Source organism: Streptomyces sp. NPDC093598 (assembly GCF_044764825.1).
Taxonomy (GTDB): domain Bacteria; phylum Actinomycetota; class Actinomycetes; order Streptomycetales; family Streptomycetaceae; genus Streptomyces.
Genome location: NZ_JBIWIV010000011.1, coordinates 95,347 through 112,614 on the forward strand (window position 1 = coordinate 95,347; position 17,268 = coordinate 112,614).

17 protein-coding genes are annotated in these 17,268 nt (G+C 70.7%); 3 read left to right on the forward strand and 14 right to left on the reverse strand.

What is annotated here, in order from left to right:
• Positions 1-65: 65 nt before the first annotated feature.
• Together ACIRDU_RS27530 and ACIRDU_RS27535 are read right to left on the reverse strand one after the other, a co-directional pair.
• A complete protein-coding gene (locus ACIRDU_RS27530; protein WP_403583979.1) occupies positions 66-2,117 on the reverse strand; it encodes an APC family permease in 2,052 nt (683 codons plus the stop codon).
• Between the two features lie 265 nt (positions 2,118-2,382).
• Positions 2,383-3,354 carry a PfkB family carbohydrate kinase gene (locus ACIRDU_RS27535; protein WP_403583982.1) on the reverse strand — a complete coding sequence of 324 codons (972 nt, stop codon included), beginning with the start codon at positions 3,352-3,354 and terminating at the stop codon, positions 2,383-2,385.
• A 247-nt stretch (positions 3,355-3,601) separates the two neighbouring features.
• Here ACIRDU_RS27535 and ACIRDU_RS27540 point away from each other — a divergent pair, with 247 nt between their 5' ends.
• Together ACIRDU_RS27540 and ACIRDU_RS27545 are read left to right on the forward strand one after the other, a co-directional pair.
• Positions 3,602-4,273 carry a TrkA family potassium uptake protein gene (locus ACIRDU_RS27540; RefSeq protein WP_094053911.1) on the forward strand — a complete coding sequence of 224 codons (672 nt, stop codon included), beginning with the start codon at positions 3,602-3,604 and terminating at the stop codon, positions 4,271-4,273.
• The gene (locus tag ACIRDU_RS27545; RefSeq protein ID WP_031134707.1) at positions 4,273-4,947 is read left to right on the forward strand and encodes a TrkA family potassium uptake protein; all 675 of its coding nucleotides are present in this window, start codon (positions 4,273-4,275) and stop codon (positions 4,945-4,947) included. The genes ACIRDU_RS27540 and ACIRDU_RS27545 overlap by 1 nt, the downstream gene beginning before the upstream one ends.
• A 68-nt stretch (positions 4,948-5,015) precedes the next feature.
• Here ACIRDU_RS27545 and ACIRDU_RS27550 read toward each other — a convergent pair whose 3' ends face one another.
• The 8 genes from ACIRDU_RS27550 to ACIRDU_RS27585 form a co-directional block, all read right to left on the reverse strand.
• The gene (locus ACIRDU_RS27550; protein ID WP_403583985.1) at positions 5,016-5,762 is read right to left on the reverse strand and encodes a DUF3159 domain-containing protein; all 747 of its coding nucleotides are present in this window, start codon (positions 5,760-5,762) and stop codon (positions 5,016-5,018) included.
• A 3-nt stretch (positions 5,763-5,765) separates the two neighbouring features.
• On the reverse strand, positions 5,766-6,164 hold the full coding sequence (locus ACIRDU_RS27555) for an OB-fold nucleic acid binding domain-containing protein (RefSeq protein WP_403583987.1): 399 nt from the start codon (positions 6,162-6,164) through the stop codon (positions 5,766-5,768).
• 40 nt (positions 6,165-6,204) lie between these two features.
• Complete coding sequence (locus ACIRDU_RS27560) at positions 6,205-6,888, reverse strand: response regulator (RefSeq protein WP_403583989.1); 684 nt, start codon at positions 6,886-6,888, stop codon at positions 6,205-6,207.
• On the reverse strand, positions 6,885-9,428 hold the full coding sequence (locus ACIRDU_RS27565) for an ATP-binding protein (protein ID WP_403583992.1): 2,544 nt from the start codon (positions 9,426-9,428) through the stop codon (positions 6,885-6,887). Before ACIRDU_RS27565 ends, ACIRDU_RS27560 begins: the two co-directional genes overlap by 4 nt.
• A gap of 170 nt (positions 9,429-9,598) precedes the next feature.
• Positions 9,599-10,774, reverse strand: coding sequence for an alginate lyase family protein (locus tag ACIRDU_RS27570; RefSeq protein WP_403583995.1), 1,176 nt, complete (start codon positions 10,772-10,774; stop codon positions 9,599-9,601).
• 159 nt (positions 10,775-10,933) lie between these two features.
• On the reverse strand, positions 10,934-11,683 hold the full coding sequence (locus tag ACIRDU_RS27575; RefSeq protein WP_403583997.1) for a DUF3710 domain-containing protein: 750 nt from the start codon (positions 11,681-11,683) through the stop codon (positions 10,934-10,936).
• A 1-nt stretch (position 11,684) separates the two neighbouring features.
• On the reverse strand, positions 11,685-12,236 hold the full coding sequence (dut, locus tag ACIRDU_RS27580) for a dUTP diphosphatase (protein ID WP_403583999.1): 552 nt from the start codon (positions 12,234-12,236) through the stop codon (positions 11,685-11,687).
• Positions 12,233-12,817: a PaaI family thioesterase gene (locus tag ACIRDU_RS27585; RefSeq protein WP_403584002.1), complete on the reverse strand. Its 585-nt coding sequence runs from the start codon at positions 12,815-12,817 to the stop codon at positions 12,233-12,235. Before ACIRDU_RS27585 ends, dut begins: the two co-directional genes overlap by 4 nt.
• A gap of 58 nt (positions 12,818-12,875) precedes the next feature.
• Here ACIRDU_RS27585 and ACIRDU_RS27590 point away from each other — a divergent pair, with 58 nt between their 5' ends.
• Complete coding sequence (locus ACIRDU_RS27590; RefSeq protein ID WP_403584004.1) at positions 12,876-13,334, forward strand: DUF3093 domain-containing protein; 459 nt, start codon at positions 12,876-12,878, stop codon at positions 13,332-13,334.
• Between the two features lie 46 nt (positions 13,335-13,380).
• On the opposite strand, the gene ACIRDU_RS27595 is transcribed toward ACIRDU_RS27590, so the two are convergent.
• The 4 genes from ACIRDU_RS27595 to ACIRDU_RS27610 all read right to left on the reverse strand — a co-directional run bounded on the left by ACIRDU_RS27595 (position 13,381) and on the right by ACIRDU_RS27610 (position 16,961).
• Positions 13,381-14,352, reverse strand: a complete 972-nt coding sequence (locus ACIRDU_RS27595; RefSeq protein ID WP_403584006.1) for a hypothetical protein — start codon at positions 14,350-14,352, stop codon at positions 13,381-13,383.
• A gap of 13 nt (positions 14,353-14,365) precedes the next feature.
• A complete protein-coding gene (locus ACIRDU_RS27600) occupies positions 14,366-14,662 on the reverse strand; it encodes a DUF4193 domain-containing protein (RefSeq protein ID WP_003993510.1) in 297 nt (98 codons plus the stop codon).
• Positions 14,663-15,070: 408 nt separating this feature from the next.
• Positions 15,071-16,303 carry a sensor histidine kinase gene (locus tag ACIRDU_RS27605; protein WP_403584009.1) on the reverse strand — a complete coding sequence of 411 codons (1,233 nt, stop codon included), beginning with the start codon at positions 16,301-16,303 and terminating at the stop codon, positions 15,071-15,073.
• 4 nt (positions 16,304-16,307) lie between these two features.
• Positions 16,308-16,961 carry a response regulator transcription factor gene (locus tag ACIRDU_RS27610; protein WP_003993508.1) on the reverse strand — a complete coding sequence of 218 codons (654 nt, stop codon included), beginning with the start codon at positions 16,959-16,961 and terminating at the stop codon, positions 16,308-16,310.
• Positions 16,962-17,268: the final 307 nt, after the last annotated feature.

The following is a 17,268-nucleotide window of genomic DNA, read 5'->3' on the forward strand; positions in this document are numbered from 1 at the left end:
CAGTCTACGTGGCTGCCGCCCGGCCGCTTCACACGAGCCGTCGTCTTGTCACACGAGCCGTCGTCTCACGACTTGTGCTCGGTGGACTCCTTCGACCGCACCTGCGCGGGGCCGCGCCGCACCGAACCCGGCGCGTTCCAGTCCTGCTGCCTGCGGGCCCGCCGCTTGGCCGCCTCGGAGGACTGCAGCTGGTAGGGCACCGAGGTCACCATGATCCCGGGCGTGAACAGCAGCCGGCCCTTCAGCCGCAGGGCGCTCTGGTTGTGCAGCAGGTGCTCGTACCAGTGACCGACGACGTACTCGGGGATGATCACGGACACCGCGTCGCGCGGCGACTCCTTGCGCAGGCTCTTGACGTACTCGATGATCGGCCGCGTGATCTCGCGGTAGGGCGAGTCCAGGACCTTCAGCGGTACGTCGATGCCGCGCCGCTCCCACTCCTCGCGCAGGGCCTTGGTCTCCGCCGGGTCGACGTTGACGCTGAGCGCCTCCAGCGTGTCCGAGCGCATCAGCTTGGCGTAGGCCAGGGCGCGCAGCGTCGGGCGGTGGATCTTGGAGATCAGCACGACCGAGTGGACGCGTGAGGGCCGTACGCTGTCGTCGCTCGGGCCCTCGGGGGCGGCGATCTCCTCGGCGACCCGGTCGTAGTGCTTCCGGATGGCCGTCATCGTCGCGTAGAAGATCACCATGCCGAGCAGGGCGACCCACGCGCCGTGCGTGAACTTGGTGACCAGGACGACCACCAGCACGAGGCCGGTGAAGAAGGCGCCGAATGCGTTGATGGCGCGCGAGCGGATCATGTGGCGTCGCTTGGCCTGGTCCTTCTCGGTGGCCAGGTGGCGGTTCCAGTGCCGGACCATGCCGGTCTGGCTGAGCGTGAAGGACACGAACACGCCGACGATGTACAGCTGGATGAGGCGGGTGGAGTCGGCGCCGTAGATCCCGACCAGCAGTCCGGCGGCGCCGGCGAGGAGCACGATGCCGTTGGAGAAGGCCAGGCGGTCACCGCGGGTGTGCAGCTGGCGGGGCAGGTAGCGGTCCTGGGCGAGGATCGAGCCGAGCAGCGGGAAGCCGTTGTAGGCGGTGTTCGCTGCGAGGAACAGCACCAGCGCGGTGGCGGCGGCCAGGATGATGAACAGGAAGCTGCCCTTGCCGAAGACGGCCTCGGCGACCTGGGAGATCACCGGGTTCTGGACGTAGTCCGGGCCGAGCGGGACACCGTTGTGAACGAGGTCCTTGGCCGGGTTCTCGGCCATCCGGACGTCGGTCGCGGCGGCCAGCGCGATGATGCCGCAGAACATGGTGACGGCCAGCAGGCCCATCATCGCGAGGGTGGTCGCGGCGTTCTTCGACTTGGGCTTGCGGAAGGCCGGGACGCCGTTGGAGATCGCCTCGACGCCGGTGAGCGCGGCACAGCCGGAGGAGAAGGCGCGCAGCAGCAGGAAGACCAGGGCGAAGCCGGCCAGGCCCTGGTGTTCGGGCTTGATGACGTAGTCCGCCGTCGGTGCCCGCATGGTGTCGTCCAGGACGAGTCCGCGGAAGGCGCCCCACGCGATCATGGTGAAGACGCCCGCGACGAAGACGTACGTCGGGATCGCGAACAGCGAGCCCGACTCCTTCACGCCGCGCAGGTTCATCAGGGTCAGCAGGACGATCACGGCGATCGCGCAGAACACCTTGTGCTCGACCACGAAGGGGATCGCGGAGCCGAGGTTCTCAATGCCGGAGGAGATCGACACCGCGACGGTGAGGACGTAGTCGACGAGCAGCGCGCTCGCGACCGTCAGGCCGGCCTTGGGACCGAGGTTGGTGTTCGCCACCTCGTAGTCCCCGCCGCCGCTGGGGTAGGCGTGCACGTTCTGCCGGTACGAGGCCACCACGGTGAACATCAGCACGACGACCGCGACGGCGATCCACGGACTGAAGTGGTACGCCGTCACGCCCGCGATCGACAGGACCAGCAGCACCTCCCCGGGCGCGTACGCCACGGAGGACAGCGGGTCGGAGGCGAAGACGGGGAGTGCGATGCGCTTCGGCAGGAGCGTTTCGCCCAGCCGGTCGCTGCGCAGTGCGCGCCCGATCAGGATCCGTTTGGGCACGTCGGTCAGTTTGGACACAACAGAGGATCGTAGGCGTTCGATTGCGGGGTCGCCCACCCGCCACCCCTCGTCGGCGTTCCGTCTGCTCTCCGAGTGAATTCACCGGCCCGCGCGGCTGCGGATTCCGCAGGTCACTTGCTTCCCATGCCTATATGACTAAGCCCCGCCCGTCCCCCGGCCGTTGCCGCCCCTGGAGGTCCCATGCACACGCCCGCCCAGCTGATCGGCGCCGCGGCCACCCTCGTCGCCCTCGGAATCCTGACCATGGCGAGCGTCCGCAGCATCAGCCGCCGCAAGGACGTGTCGCCGGGGGCACGCTAGAAGTACCGGGATCCCCCGGCTGCCCGGACCGCTCCAGCTCCGTCACCCCCGCGCTCAGTTCCTCCCGGCCGATGCCGGCGGCCCGGCTCGACGGGATCGTGCAGGCGTAGGCGCCGGCCACCGTGCCGTGCAGGGCGCTGCGGTGGGGTGGGGCGCCGTTCAGCCAGGCGTGGAGGAACGCGGCGGCGAAGGCGTCACCCGCGCCGTTGGAGTCGACGACCGGGGCCGGGGGCGCGGCGGCGGGCACGTGGGTGAGCTCTCCGTCGGCCAGCAGGTACGCCCCGTCCGCCCCTGCGGTGGCGACGACGATCCGGGCCCGGCCCCGCTCGGTGATCCGCCGCATGGTCCGCTCCGGATCGGTCAGGGCCGTGCTGGACAGGAAGACCAGGTCGGCCTGGTGGGCGAAGGGCTCGTGGTAGGGGTTGGAGCCGTCCCAGTCGTGCAGGTCGGTGGAGATCGTGAGGCCCGCCTCGCGCAGGGCGGGCAGCGCGTGGGCGCACGGCTGGGTGATGACGACGTGGGCGTGCCGGCTGGCGGCGGCGAGTGCGCGCACCGTGGCCTCGGGCAGCCGGTCGGTGTCGGCGACCCGGGTGGCGTCGTAGAGGGACAGCCGCCTGCCGTCGGGGCCGACGAGGTTGACCGCGCGCTTGGTGCCGAGCGGCTGCGGGACGGCGGTGAGCCCGATGCCGTGCTCCCGGTGCAGCGCGCGGACGAGGTCGCCCTCGGGGTCGTCGCCGAGCAGGTCGAGGTGGTGCGTGCGCAGCCCCAGCGCGCTCGTCCCGAGTGCCACGAAGTCCCCGCTCTGGCCGGCCCGCGTCACGATCCCGGGCCGGATCATGTGGCTGTCCGCGAACGGCACGGGCAGCTCGGGCACGTGCACGATCGTGTCCACACCCGCGCCGCCCAGCACGAGGACGTCGATCTCGGTGCTCATGTCAGGTTCCTCCCCGGCCCGGGGCCCGGCAGGGCCCTCGGCAACCCCCTGGACTTTGCCGATACGTTGGAGTCGGGCAGCCAACGCGGCACCGCCCCCGGAGGGCATCATGACGTGATTCCACCGGCATGATGTTGCCCGGCGGCCCGCACTCAGGCCGCGACGTGATGCCTGGCGAGCCGAAAGAGAGACATGAGCACAACATTCATGAGGGCCAGAGGGCCTGCAGGAAGCGCGGTGTGACGCGATGCATATTGTCATCATGGGGTGCGGAAGGGTGGGTTCCGCACTGGCCCAGAACCTGGAGCAACAGGGGCACACGGTCGCCGTTGTCGACCAGGACCCCACCGCCTTCCGCCGGCTGGGCTCCTCGTTCGGCGGCCGTCGGGTCACCGGCGTCGGCTTCGACCAGGACACCCTGCGCGAGGCGGGCATCGAGGAGGCCGGCGCCTTCGCCGCCGTCTCCAGCGGTGACAACTCCAACATCATCGCCGCACGCGTGGCCCGCGAGATGTTCGGCATCGAGAACGTCGCCGCCCGCATCTACGACCCCCGCCGCGCGGAGGTCTACCAGCGCCTGGGCATCCCCACCGTCGCGACCGTCCGCTGGACGGCCGACCAGATGCTGCGCCGTCTGCTCCCCTCCGGCGCCGAGCCCCTGTGGCGCGACCCCACCGGCGGTGTCCAGCTCGCCGAGGTGCACACCTCCACCGCCTGGGTGGGCCACAAGATCAGCCGGATCCAGGAGGAGACCGGTGTGCGGGTCGCGTTCCTGACCCGGCTCGGCGAGGCGGTCCTGCCCACCTCGCAGACGGTGTTGCAGGAGGGCGACCTGGTGCACGTGATGATGCGCACCGACGAGGTCGACAAGGTCGAGGCGGCGTTCGCCAAGGGTCCCGAAGAGGAGGGCGGTCACTGATGAGGGTCGCCATTGCCGGAGCCGGCGCCGTCGGCCGCTCGATCGCGGGCGAACTGCTGGAGAACGGCCACGAGATCCTGCTGATCGACAAGGCGCCGACCGCCATCTCGGTCGAGCGCGTCCCGCAGGCCGAGTGGCTGCTCGCCGACGCCTGCGAGATCACGTCCCTGGACGAGGCGGCGCTCCAGCGCTGCAACGTCGTGATCGCCGCGACCGGCGACGACAAGGTGAACCTGGTCGTCTCGCTCCTCGCCAAGACGGAGTACGGCGTCCCGCGCGTCGTCGCCCGTGTGAACAACCCCAAGAACGAGTGGTTGTTCAACGAGTCCTGGGGCGTGGACGTCGCCGTCTCCACCCCGCGTCTGATGTCGGCCCTGGTCGAGGAGGCGGTGAGCGTCGGCGACCTGGTCCGTCTGCTCCGCTTCAGCCACGGCGACGCCAACCTGGTCGAGCTGACCCTGCCGGAGGAGTCGGCCCTGGCCGGCACGCAGGTCGGCGACGTCGAGTGGCCGCAGGACACGTCCCTGGTGACGATCATCCGCGGCAACCGCGTGCTGACGCCCTCCCGGGAGGACTCCCTGGAGGCCGGCGACGAACTCCTCTTCGTGGCCGCGCAGGCCCGTGAGGAGCAGCTGGAGGATCTGCTGTCGGTACGGCGGAACGCGGCGAGCTGAGCGCGTCTTGCAGCAAGTGAAGGGGCGTCCCGAGTGCTCGGGACGCCCCTTCCGTCAACTCCGGAGGGTCACTGCTCGGCGGATCGGGCGGCGGCCTGCCGCTCCCTCTCCTCGGCCGCCTTCTCCTCGGCCGCCTTCTCCTCGGCTTCCATCTCCGCGAACACGTCGATCGGCGCGGGCGCCTTCGCCAGGAACACCCACGTCAGGTACACCGCGAGCAGGAACGGCGGGATCTTCAGGGCGATCAGGATCCAGCCCAGCTGCGTGGTGTCGGCCCACCAGTACAGCGGGAAGAGGATCGCGCACTTGGCGAGCAGGATCGCGCCCCAGGCGTAGCTGGCCTTCGCGTACGCCTTCTTGCGGCCCGGGTTCCGCGTGCGCCAGGAGAGGTTCTCCTTGAAGACCGGTCCGAGGATCAGCCCGATCAGCGGCACCCCGCACAGGGTGGTGATGATGTAGGCGAGACCCAGACCCAGCGTGTAGAGCATGCCGGGCAGGTAGAAGTCCTTGGCGTTGCCGGTCATCATCGCGAAGACGACGCCGAAGGCCACGCCGAAGACACCGCTGAAGGCGTGCTTGACGGTGTCCTTCATCACCAGCCGGACCACGACCAGCACCAGCGACACGGCCAGCGCCGCGATCGCCGACAGATGCAGGTCCTTGTTGATCGTGTAGATGGTGACGAAGAGGAGGCCGGGCAGCACCGTCTCCACCATGCCCCGCACGCCGCCGAACGCCTCGAACAGGGCGGCCTCGGTCACCGCCCGGGCGTCGTCCGCAGATGTCTCTTCGGTCGGCTTGTCGAGCGACGTCACCGGCTACTCCCGTCCGAGGGGTCTCAGTTCGTACTTGGGATTGAACAGCACCCGGCGGCCCCGGCTCATCGAGACCCGGCCCGACGCGATCAGCTTGCGCCCCGGTTCTATCCCCACGATGGAGCGCCTGCCGAGCCACACCACGTCCAGCGCGGCGGAGCCGTCGAACAGCTCGGCCTCCAGGGCCGGGACTCCGGCGCGCGGCCGAAGGGTGACCGTGCGCAAGGTACCAGTAACGGTCACTATCTGTCGGTCCTGACAGTCACCGATCCGGATACAGCCGGTCGTCTCGGAGTCCTCGCGCAGCTCCTCGGACTCCAGGTCCTCCTGCGACGAGGAGAGCCGGTCGAGCATGCGCCGGAACCGGCCCACCGGCTTTTCGGAACGAGGAACAGCACTCATGTCTGAAGCGTACCGGGGCGTACTGACGAAGGGCGAAGGCCTATTTCTCGAAGCGATAGCCCATTCCCGGCTCGGTGATGAAGTGCTTCGGGTGCGCGGGGTCCGCCTCCAGCTTCCGCCGCAACTGCGCCATGTACACGCGCAGATAGTTCGTCTCCGTCCCGTACGACGGCCCCCACACCTCCTGGAGCAGCTGCTTCTGCCCGACCAGGCGGCCGCTGTTGCGCACGAGGACCTCCAGCAGATGCCACTCGGTGGGGGTCAGCCGTACGTCCTTGCCGGCGCGGTTGACCTTCTTCGCGGCCAGGTCGACGGTGAACTCGCCGGTATCGACGATCACGTCGCCCTCCCCGTCCCCGGCCGGCTCGGCCCGGCGCACGGCGGCCCGAAGCCGGGCCAGCAGCTCGTCCATGCCGAACGGTTTGGTGACGTAGTCGTCGGCGCCCGCGTCCAGCGCCTCGACCTTCTCGTCGGAGGTGTGCCGGGCGGACAGCACCAGGATCGGCACCCGGGTCCAGCCGCGCAGGCCCCGGATCACCTCGACGCCGTCCATGTCGGGCAGCCCGAGGTCGAGGACGACCACGTCGGGGTGGCGGGCGGCGGCGAGCCGGAGGGCGGTGGCGCCGTCGTGTGCCGCGTCGACCTCGTAGGTGCGTGCCTTGAGGTTGATCACGAGGGCGCGCACGATCTGCGGCTCGTCGTCGACCACCAGGACGCGGGTCATGAGGCCTGCCTTTCCGGTTCTGCCGTGGGGTGAAGCTCCGGGCGGGTTCCCGCCGCGCGGAGGGTGAGGACCATGGTGAGCCCGCCGCCTGGGGTGTCCTCGGCGTTCAGGGTGCCGCCCATGGCCTCGGCGAAGCCGCGGGCCACCGCGAGCCCCAGGCCCACCCCGGCGCCGCGCGGGGCGTCGCCGTAGCGCTGGAAGGGCTCGAAGATGCGGTCCTTGCCCTCGTCGGGGACGCCGGGCCCGCGGTCGACGACCCGCACCTCGACCCGGTCGGCGAGGGCGCTGGCGGCGACCAGCACGGGCGCGCCGGGCGGACTGTACTTGACGGCGTTCTCGACGAGGTTGGCCATCGCCCGCTCCAGCAGCCCGGGGTCCACCGCGACCATGGGCAGGGTCTCGGGCACGTCCAGGCCGGCGCTGCCCTCGGGGACCCCGCCGAGCGCCATCGGCACCACCTCGTCGAGGTCGATCTCGCGGATCAGCGGGGTGACCGTGCCGGTCTGGAGCCGTGACATGTCGAGCAGGTTGCCGACGAGGTGGTCGAGCCGGTCGGCGCCCTCCTCGATGCCCTCCAGCAGCTCGGCCCGGTCCTCCTCGGACCACTCGACGTCCTCGGAGCGCAGCGAGGACACCGCCGCCTTGATCCCGGCGAGCGGCGTACGCAGGTCATGACTGACGGCGGCCAGGAGCGCCGTACGGATGCGGTTGCCCTCGGCGAGCGTGCGGGCCCGGTCGGCCTCCTCCCGGAGCCGGCGGCGGTCCAGGACGACGGCGGCCTGGGCGGCGAAGGCGGCCAGCACCCGGCGGTCCTCGGCGGGCAGCACGCGGCCGGTGAGCGCCAGGGCCATGTGGTCGCCGACCGGCATGTCCACATCCGCCTGGTCGGGCCGCTCGACGGGACGCCCCTGGCCGGCGCGGCCGGCGCAGGTCCACGGCTCGACGTCGCTCGCCCGTTCCAGCAGGGCGGCCGACTCCATGCCGAAGGTCTCCCGGACCCGTTCCAGCAGGTCCTCCAGGCCGGTCTCGCCGCGCAGCACGTTGCCGGCGAGGAAGGACAGGATCTCGGACTCGGCCCGCAGCCGGGCCGCCTGGTGGGTGCGGCGGGCGGCGAGGTCGACCACGGAGGCCACCGCTGCTCCGACCGCCACGAAGATCACGATGGCGACGATGTTCTTCGGGTCGGCGATGGTCCACCGGTGCAGGGGCGGTGTGTAGAAGTAGTTCAGCAGCAGGGAGCCGACCGCAGCCGAGGCCAGGGCGGGCAGCAGCCCGCCGAGCAGGGCCGCCGCCACCGTCAGTGCCAGGAACAGCAGCATGTCGTTGGCGAGGCCGAGGTCGACGGCGTTGAGCAGCATCGCGAGGAGCGGCGGGCCGGCGACACCGGCGATCCAGCCCCACACCCGCCGGGACCGCCCGAGCCGCGCGCCCCGGGCCACCGGCAGTCCGCGGCCCTTGGCGACCTCGCCGTGGGTGACGATGTGCACGTCGAGGTCGGGCCCGGACTCCCGGGCGACGGTCGCGCCGACCCCGGGCCCGAAGACGTACTGCCAGGTCTTGCGGCGCGAGGAGCCCAGCACGATCTGGGTCGCGTTCACCCCGCGGGCGAAGGCGAGCAGCGCGGCCGGTATGTCGTCGCCGACGACGTGGTGGAACGTTCCACCAAGGTCTTCGACCAGGGTGCGCTGCAGCGCCAGCTCCTTGGGCGAGGCCGAGGTCAGCCCGTCACTGCGGGCTATGTAGACGGCCAGCACCTCACCACCGGCGCCCTTCTCCGCCAGCCGGGCGCCCCGGCGGATGAGCGTGCGGCCCTCGGGGCCACCGGTCAGACCGACCACGATCCGCTCGCGCGAGCCCCAGATCTTCGACACCCGGTGCTCGCTGCGGTACTGGGTGAGGTAGGCGTCGACCCGGTCGGCCACCCACAGCAGCGCCAGCTCGCGCAGAGCGGTCAGGTTGCCGGGGCGGAAGTAGTTCGACAGGGCGGCGTCGACCTTGTCGGGCTGGTAGATGTTGCCGTGCGCCATCCGCCGCCGCAGCGCTTCCGGCGTCATGTCGACCAGCTCGACCTGGTCGGCCCGTCGTACGACCTCGTCCGGCACGGTCTCCTGCTGCCGCACCCCGGTGATCGACTCGACGACGTCGCCGAGGGACTCCAGGTGCTGGATGTTGACGGTCGAGACCACGTCGATGCCGGCGGCGAGCAGCTCCTCCACGTCCTGCCAGCGCTTGGCGTTGCGGGAGCCGGGGACGTTGGTGTGGGCGAGTTCGTCCACCAGGGCGACCTGGGGACGGCGGGCGAGGACGGCGTCCAGGTCCATCTCGGGGAAGATCCCGCCGCGGTACTCCAGTTCCCTGCGCGGCACCTGCTCCAGGCCGTGCAGCATCACCTCGGTGCGGGGCCGGCCGTGGTGCTCGACGAAGGCCACCACGCAGTCGGTGCCCCGCTCGACACGGCGGTGCGCCTCGGACAGCATCGCGTAGGTCTTGCCCACGCCCGGTGCCGCGCCGAGGTGGATCCGAAGCTTGCCGCGTGCCATGGCCCCATTGTCTTCCGGTCTGCCGACTGCGCAGCGTCGACCTTACGGCCGGCGAGCACGGCATCCGAGTGCCGGGCGCGGCTGCGGGGCGCACTTTGACGGAACCCTGACGCGGCCGGGGTGCGGACCGGACGCCGGGGTCCCCGCCCGGCGCCCGGTCGGTCACGGGGTCACGCGGGGTTGTCGCCGTGGGTGAGGGTCTCCCAGGCGACGAAGAGGTTGTTGCTGCCGGCGGGGCGGCCCCGCAGGGTCAGCGTCCCGGTGTTGGTCATGGCGTGCCCGAGACGGTTGGCCAGGGCGTTGTGACCGACTTCCGCTATCGGGCCGAGGCCGAGCTTCAGCGAGCCGCCGCACAGCCAGCTCTCGGCGCCGGCGCCGAGCTGGTACCTGGCGTGGAAGCCGAGCCCGTGCCGCAGCCGCTCGCCCACATCGGTGCCGTAGAGGTCCTGCCCCTGGATGCGGCTGGTCTCGGCGACGTGCGAGACGGCCGAGAGGCCGTAGCCGGTGTGGGTGAAGTCGCGGCAGGTCTCCTGGCTGAGTCCGTTGACGAAGGTCGACTGACCCTGCCAGTACGTGACGATCTTCTCCCGGGTGTTCAGATTCTGGCTCGGCACGGTCTTCGGCAGCGCCCCGTCGGACTCCAGGTAGACGTAGGCGGCCGTGCGCGTGCGGAACTTCGCCATGGCCTTGTCGTAGGACGCCTTGTCCTCCAGGAAGACCGAGATGCCGACGGCTGCCTCCATCATCGACAGCTCCCAGTTGCCGTTGGAGTTCGAGCCGTTGATGACCTCGGGCAGGTAGACGGTGCGGAGCATGGTGGCGAAGCGGCCGGAGTTCGCCCAGTTCCCGGTGTACGTGTACGTGATGATCTCGGCTGCCCTGGGCCAGGAGGAGCCGGCCCAGCCGGTCTGGAGGGGCGCGTTGCTGTCGGTGTGGTCCCTGATCACGGCGGACCAGGCGTCCATCAGCTCGATCGCCTTGCGGGCGTGCCGTTCGTCACGGGTGATGTACCACGCGAGCGCCTGGGTGTACGCGGCGATCGCGTCCTCGCGCTCGTCGGTGCAGCCGTGGTCGGGGTTGGAGTACGAACCGCACTCGACGACCGCCCTGGGCTTGGGCGTGCGGTTCAGGTCGGCGTACCTGCTCGCCATCATCCGGTCGAAGGCGCCCTTCCAGGGCTGGGCGCCGGCGATGACCTTGGAGCGGGTGAAGTCCAACTGGCCCTTGGAGACGGTGACTCCGGGGTGGGTGAAGGTACCGGGGGCGCTGGGAGCGGCGTCGGCGGGCCGGGCGAGAACACCGGCGACGAGGGCGGCCGAGGCCGCGAGGAGTGCGGTTCTGCGCATGCGTGGGGGGCCTTCCGTTCTCGTATATGAACGTGAAGCGCCTTTATGAACAGACGCGTTAGACGGAGACGGTAGGTACAGACCAATGTGCCGTCAAGGCTCCGCGCACGAGAAAGGGCCGCCTCCCCGGTGGGGTGCGGCCCTGGTGTCTCTGCGGGGTCAGCGGACCTCGGTGATCTCCGGTCCACGCTGGAGCTGGCCCATTCCGCCCGCGAAACGGGAGCCCTCCTCCTGCTGCACGCCCTCGGGGACCATCTGGGCGTCGTTCGGCAGCTTCAGGACGATCGGGTCACGGGGCGCCATCGGGGCATCGCCGCGGACCACGACCGTGTCCCGGAAGATCTGCTCGAGCAGCCCGGCGGCCTGCGGCTGTACCGCGCCCTGGCCCGAGATGACCCCGCGCAGGAACCAGCGGGGGCCGTCCACGCCGACGAACCGCACGACCTGGAAGCCGCCGGTGCCGTCCGGCAGCTGCACGGGCACCTGGGCCCGCAGCTCCCAGCCCAGCGGCCCCTCGACCTCGTCGACGATGCCGCCCTGCTGGGTGATGCCGGTGCCGATCTCCTCGCGCACCTCGCCCCAGATGCCCTCACGCTTGGGAGCGGCGAAGCCCTGCAACTGAATGGCGCTGTCGCGCAGGACGACCGTCGCCGCCACGATCGCGTCGCCCGCGACCTCGACCCTGAGCTCCATGCCGTCGACGCCCGGCACGAACAGACCACCCAGGTCCACCCGGCCCTCGGCCGGGTCGCGGACCTCGGAGCTGTCCCAGGGGCCATCGGGGCGCGGCGCCGGCTCGAGCCTCAGGCGCTCGCCCTCGTCCGCCTCGGTGTCGACACCGTCGACGACCTGCTCGGCCTCGCCGGCCGCGTCCTCGGCGGCATCCCTCTTCTTGCGACGTCCGAACACGTCACTGTCCTTCCCGGTCGGATACGACCGAAGCGTATCGATTCCCACCCGTCTGACCGCCCACGGCGGCCCGACCGCTTGTGCCGTTCGTCCCGTCCACCGCGGCATGGCCTCCGGTGGACCCGAAGCCCCCCTCGGCCCGCGCGGAGCCGGGAAGCTCCGCCACCTCGCGGAAGCGGACCCTCTCGACTTGCTGGACGACCAGTTGGGCGATCCGGTCGAAGCGCTCGAACCGCACGGCCTCGCGCGGGTCGAGATTCACCACGATCACCTTGATCTCCCCACGGTACCCGGCATCAACCGTCCCCGGGGCATTCACCAGGGCGACGCCGCAGCGGGCGGCCAGACCGGATCGCGGGTGCACGAAGGCCGCGTACCCCTCCGGCAGCGCCACAGACACCCCCGTGGGCAGCACCGCCCGCTCGCCCGGCTCCAGCCGGCAGGCCTCGGTGGTGCGCAGATCGGCCCCGGCGTCCCCGGGCTGCGCATACGACGGAAGCGGTACCTCCGGATCGACGCGCCGGATCAGCACGTCGAGCGGCTGTCGGCTCACGGGTTCACCTCGAAGGCACGGGCTCGGCGGACCTGGTCCGGGTCGTTCATGGCGGCCTGGATCTCCTCCCGGCGGCCGTGGTCGACGAAGTGGTCGACCTTCACCTCGACGAAGAGTGCGTCGGCGCGCACGGCGACGGGTCCGTCGGGACCGCCGACGCGCCCGGTCGCGGTGGAGTAGATCTTCCGCCCGGCGACCGCCGTGACCTCCGCCTCCAGGTACAGCGTGGTGCCGACGGGCACGGGCCGCACGAAGTCGGTCTCCAGCCGCCCGGTCACCGCGATCGTGCGCAGCAGCCAGTTCAGCGAGCCGAGGGTCTCGTCGAGGGCGGAGGTGAGCACGCCCCCGTGCGCGAGGCCCGGGGCGCCCTGGTGGGCGGGCTGCACGGTGAACTCGGCGGTCAGCGACACGCCCTCGCCGGCCCGCGCCTCCAGGTGCAGCCCGTGCGGCTGGTCGCCGCCACAGCCGAAACACGCTCCGTAGTGCGCGCCGAGGAGCTCACCGGGCGCGGGCGCGTCCGGATGCCGCACCGGTCGCACGGCGTCGGCCGGAGGCTGAAGAGCTGCGGAAGTACCACTCACAGCGGGAGACCTTACCCGCGCGTCGGCCCCTGCCCGACACCGTGTCAAGCTTGGCCCCATGCAGCTCTCCGCCGCCCCCTACGAAGAACGCCTCACCGCCCCGCGGACCTGGTGGCTGATCTCGTTCCTCGTGGGCGTCTCCATGGCCCTGATCCTGCTCCCGTTCGGCACGCTGCCGATGCTCGGCGGCCTGGCCGGGGGCACCGCGGTCGCGGCCGTCGCCGCGAGCTCGTACGGCTCGGTCCGCATCCGCGTGGTGGGCGACTCCCTGATCGCGGGCGAGGCGAAGATCCCGGTGGCGGCGCTGGGCGAGGCCGAGGTGCTGGACGCGGAGGAGGCCCGCGCCTGGCGCACCTACAAGGCCGACCCGCGCGCCTTCCTCCTGCTGCGCGCGTACATCCCGACGGCCCTGCGCGTGGAGGTCACGGACCCGCAGGATCCGACTCCGTACCTGTACCTGTCCACGCGCGAGCCGGAGCGCCTGGCGGAGGCGCTGCGGGCGGCGAAGCCGGCGTAGCACACCTGCGCGGGGCATCACCCGGCCGCGGCTTGACGGGCCGGTCTCAGCGCCCGTCGCGGTGCTTGCCGTCGCCTCCGCCGTCGTGCCGGTCGTCCTCGTGGCGGCCCAGGGGGTCGTGCGTGATCTCGCCCATCTCCAGGGCGTCCGCCGGGCGTTCCAGGGTGGGGAGTGCCTCCAGCGCCTCCCAGGGCACCTGGATCTTGCGCAGGTCCTGGCGGATCCGGCCGGCGAGCTTTCTCGTCTCGCCGCGGTTCATGACCGCCCCGACGGCGGCGCCCACCAGGAACGGCATCAGATTCGGCATGTTGCGAACCATGCGCTTCATGATCCGCTGGCGCAGTTCGCGCTTCATGCGGCTGTTCAGCGCCGTGTTGAACGTCGACGGCTTGGACGCGTCGATGCCGCGCTCCCCCGACCACGAGTCGAGGTACGCGGTGCTGCGCTGCTTGAGGTTGCCGGGCGGCCGTACGCCGTAGACCTCGTGCAGTTCGGCGATCATCTTCAGCTCGATCGCCGCGACGCCGGTGACCTCGGCGGCCAGTTCCGTCGGCATCGCCGGGGGCACGGGGAGCATGGCGGCCGCGCCGATACCCGCGCCGACCGTCGCCGTCGCCTTCGCGGCGCCCGCCACGAGCTTGTCCGCGAGCTCCTCGGGACCGAGGCCCGGGAACTGCCTGCGCAGCGTCGCCAAGTCCCGTACGGGGACGCGCGGGGCCATCTCGATGATCCGGTCGGCGAGGAGGGCGAGCCCGGCACGGGCCCGGTCGCCGCCCTTGCGGGCGCCTTCCCTGGCCCGGTCCCGGATCGCCCCCGCCCGCCGTCTCGCGACGGGTGCGGGGACGTCCACGGACGCCGGGAGGTCACCCCGGTCCGCTGCCGGTTCGTGCGAGGCCGCCCCCGTACCGGTTGAGCCTCGCTCGCCGTCACGCACGCCGTACCGCGGGCCGTCCGTCGGCCCTTCGTCCGCTTTCCGTCGGGGGAAGCGGCGCTTCCAGGGAGGGGTCGAGCCAGTCATGGCCGACCCGTCCTCAGTCGCAGTCGCGGCAGATCGGCTGACCGTTCTTCTCCCGGGCCAGCTGGCTGCGGTGGTGCACCAGGAAGCAGCTCATGCAGGTGAACTCGTCCTGCTGCTTCGGGAGCACCCGGACTGCCAGCTCCTCGTTCGAGAGGTCGGCTCCGGGGAGCTCGAGGCCCTCTGCGGCTTCGAACTCGTCGACGTCCACGGCGGAGGCCGACTTGTCGTTCCTCCGAGCCTTCAGCTCTTCGAGACTGTCCGAGTCGACGTCGTCGTCGGTCTTGCGTGGAGTGTCGTAATCGGTTGCCATGGTCGCTCTCCCCCTCTGGGTGTCTGCGGTGTCTCTCCAGCGCACGTAACGCGTGAGAGGCCGGACTTGTGCCCGACCTGAGGCGGAGATTTTGCCTCACATCAAGGTCTGTTACTCAATCGACACCCAACCGGACTCCTCACGAGTGATCGGCTTGGATGGCGATGGGGACCGTACACGGTCCGAATGCCGCACTACAAAGGCGTCTCACCGTGTACTTCCCGTGATCAAGACCCCCGAAAACCGGGATTTTCCCGGCTTTCCGACAGCGTGCATGATCACGGAACGTAAATGACCGGAAAGGCATCTCTGTGATCGATCACACACGGGGCACTCGCGGCGAGGTGTGAAAAATTCCGCGCAAAGCGAACATCCCCGTGTGCCGCCGAGTTGATCGGCGACATGATCTCAGATGGGCAGCGTGACTCGCATCACGAGCCCACCTCCCTCTCGCGGCTGAGCGTAGATGTGCCCGCCGTGCGCCCGTGCCACGGACCGGACGATGGACAGCCCGAGTCCGACGCCCTTGTCGCTGCCCGTCCGCTCCGTGCGCAGCCGCCGGAAAGGTTCGAAGAGGTTGTCGATCTCGTACGCCGGCACGACGGGGCCCGTGTTGGCGACGACCAGGACCGCCTGGCCGTGCTGGACCTCGGTGGTGACCTCGACCCAGCCGTCCTCCGCCACGTTGTAGCGCACGGCGTTCTGCACCAGGTTGAGGGCGACCCGCTCCAGCAGCACGCCGTTGCCCTGGACGACCGCGGGCTTCTGCTCGCCGCGGATCCGCACGCCCTTGTCCTCCGCCTCGCCGCGCACCTGGTCGATGGCCTGCGAGGCGACTTCGGCGAGGTCCACCGGCCCCCGCTCGACGATCTGGTTGTCGCTGCGGGCGAGCAGCAGCAGGCCCTCGACGAGCTGCTCGCTGCGCTCGTTGGTGGCCAGCAGCGTCTTGCCGAGCTGCTGGAGTTCCACGGGCGCGCTCGGATCGGACAGATGCACCTCGAGGAGCGTGCGGTTGATCGCCAACGGCGTTCTCAGTTCGTGCGAGGCATTGCCGACGAAGCGCTGCTGGGCGGTGAAGGCCCGCTGGAGCCGCTCCAGCATGTCGTCGAAGGTGTCCGCCAGCTCCTTCAGCTCGTCGTCCGGGCCGTCCAGCTCGATCCGGCGGGAGAGGTCGGAGCCGGCCACCGCGCGGGCGGTGCGGGTGATCCGCCCCAGCGGCGACAGGACGCGGCCGGCCATGGCGTAGCCGAAGGCGAAGGCGATGACCGCCAGGCCCAGCAGCGCCAGCAGGGAGCGGCTGAGCAGGTTGTCCAGGGCGTTCTGCCGCTGCTCGTTGACGCAGTGGTTCATGGCGTTGTTGAACTCGCTGGGCGAGGCCTGGTCGGGCAGGTTGCAGATGTCGCTGGTGACCTTGCCCTCGACGATCTTGAACGGCAGCTCGCTGCCCACGTTCAGGGCCTGGGCGGCCAGCAGGTAGATGATCGACAGCAACAGGATGCCCGCGATCAGGAACATGCCGCCGTAGAGCAGCGTGAGCCTTATGCGGATGGTCGGGCGCAGCCACGGGAAGGGCGGCACGGGCCTTCTGGGGTCCCAGGTGGGCTTGGGGGGCGCCTGCGGGGGTGCGGGAGTCGCTGCCACGGGGTCAGATCCGGTAGCCGGAGCCGGGGACGGTGACGATGACGGGCGGCTCACCCAGCTTGCGGCGCAGGGTCATGACCGTCACGCGCACGACGTTCGTGAACGGGTCGGTGTTCTCGTCCCAGGCCTTCTCCAGGAGCTGCTCCGCGGACACGACGGCGCCCTCGCTGCGCATCAGCACCTCCAGGACGGCGAACTCCTTGGGGGCGAGCTGCACCTCCTTGCCGTCGCGGAAGACCTCGCGGCGGTTGGGGTCGAGCTTGATCCCGGCACGCTCCAGGACGGGCGGCAGGGGCACGCTGGTGCGCCGGCCCAGGGCGCGCACGCGCGCGATGAGCTCACTGAACGCGAACGGCTTGGGCAGGTAGTCGTCGGCGCCGATCTCCAGCCCCTCCACCCGGTCGCTGACATCGCCGGAGGCCGTGAGCATCAGCACGCGGGTGGGCATGCCGAGCTCGACGATCTTGCGGCAGACGTCGTCGCCGTGCACGAGCGGGAGGTCGCGGTCGAGGACGACCACGTCGTAGTCGTTGACGCCGATGCGCTCCAGGGCGGCCGCACCGTCGTACACGACGTCGACGGCCATGGCCTCCCGGCGCAGTCCGGTGGCCACCGCATCGGCGAGCAGTTGCTCGTCCTCGACGACGAGTACGCGCACGTTCCTGGTCCTTCCTCATGTCCACCCGCGTAGCCCTTCACTGGGCGCACGCGGGCAGGGGTCTTCGACGGTGTCGTGGTGTGTTGCTCTCCATCCTGCCCTTTTCGGTCATAAGTCGGAGGTAAGGCGGGTGAGAGAGCAGTGAACGCAAGGGGGAATACGAGATTTTCTCCTCCGGTTAGGTTTCCCCGGAAGGGAGCTTGGGGAGGACGGCTTTACATCCCACGATCACGCTCTGCTGGCGCCGCACCACCATGCGGTGCGCATCGAACGGCTTTTCCGCAGGGCATGCGTGGGTGTCCGGCAC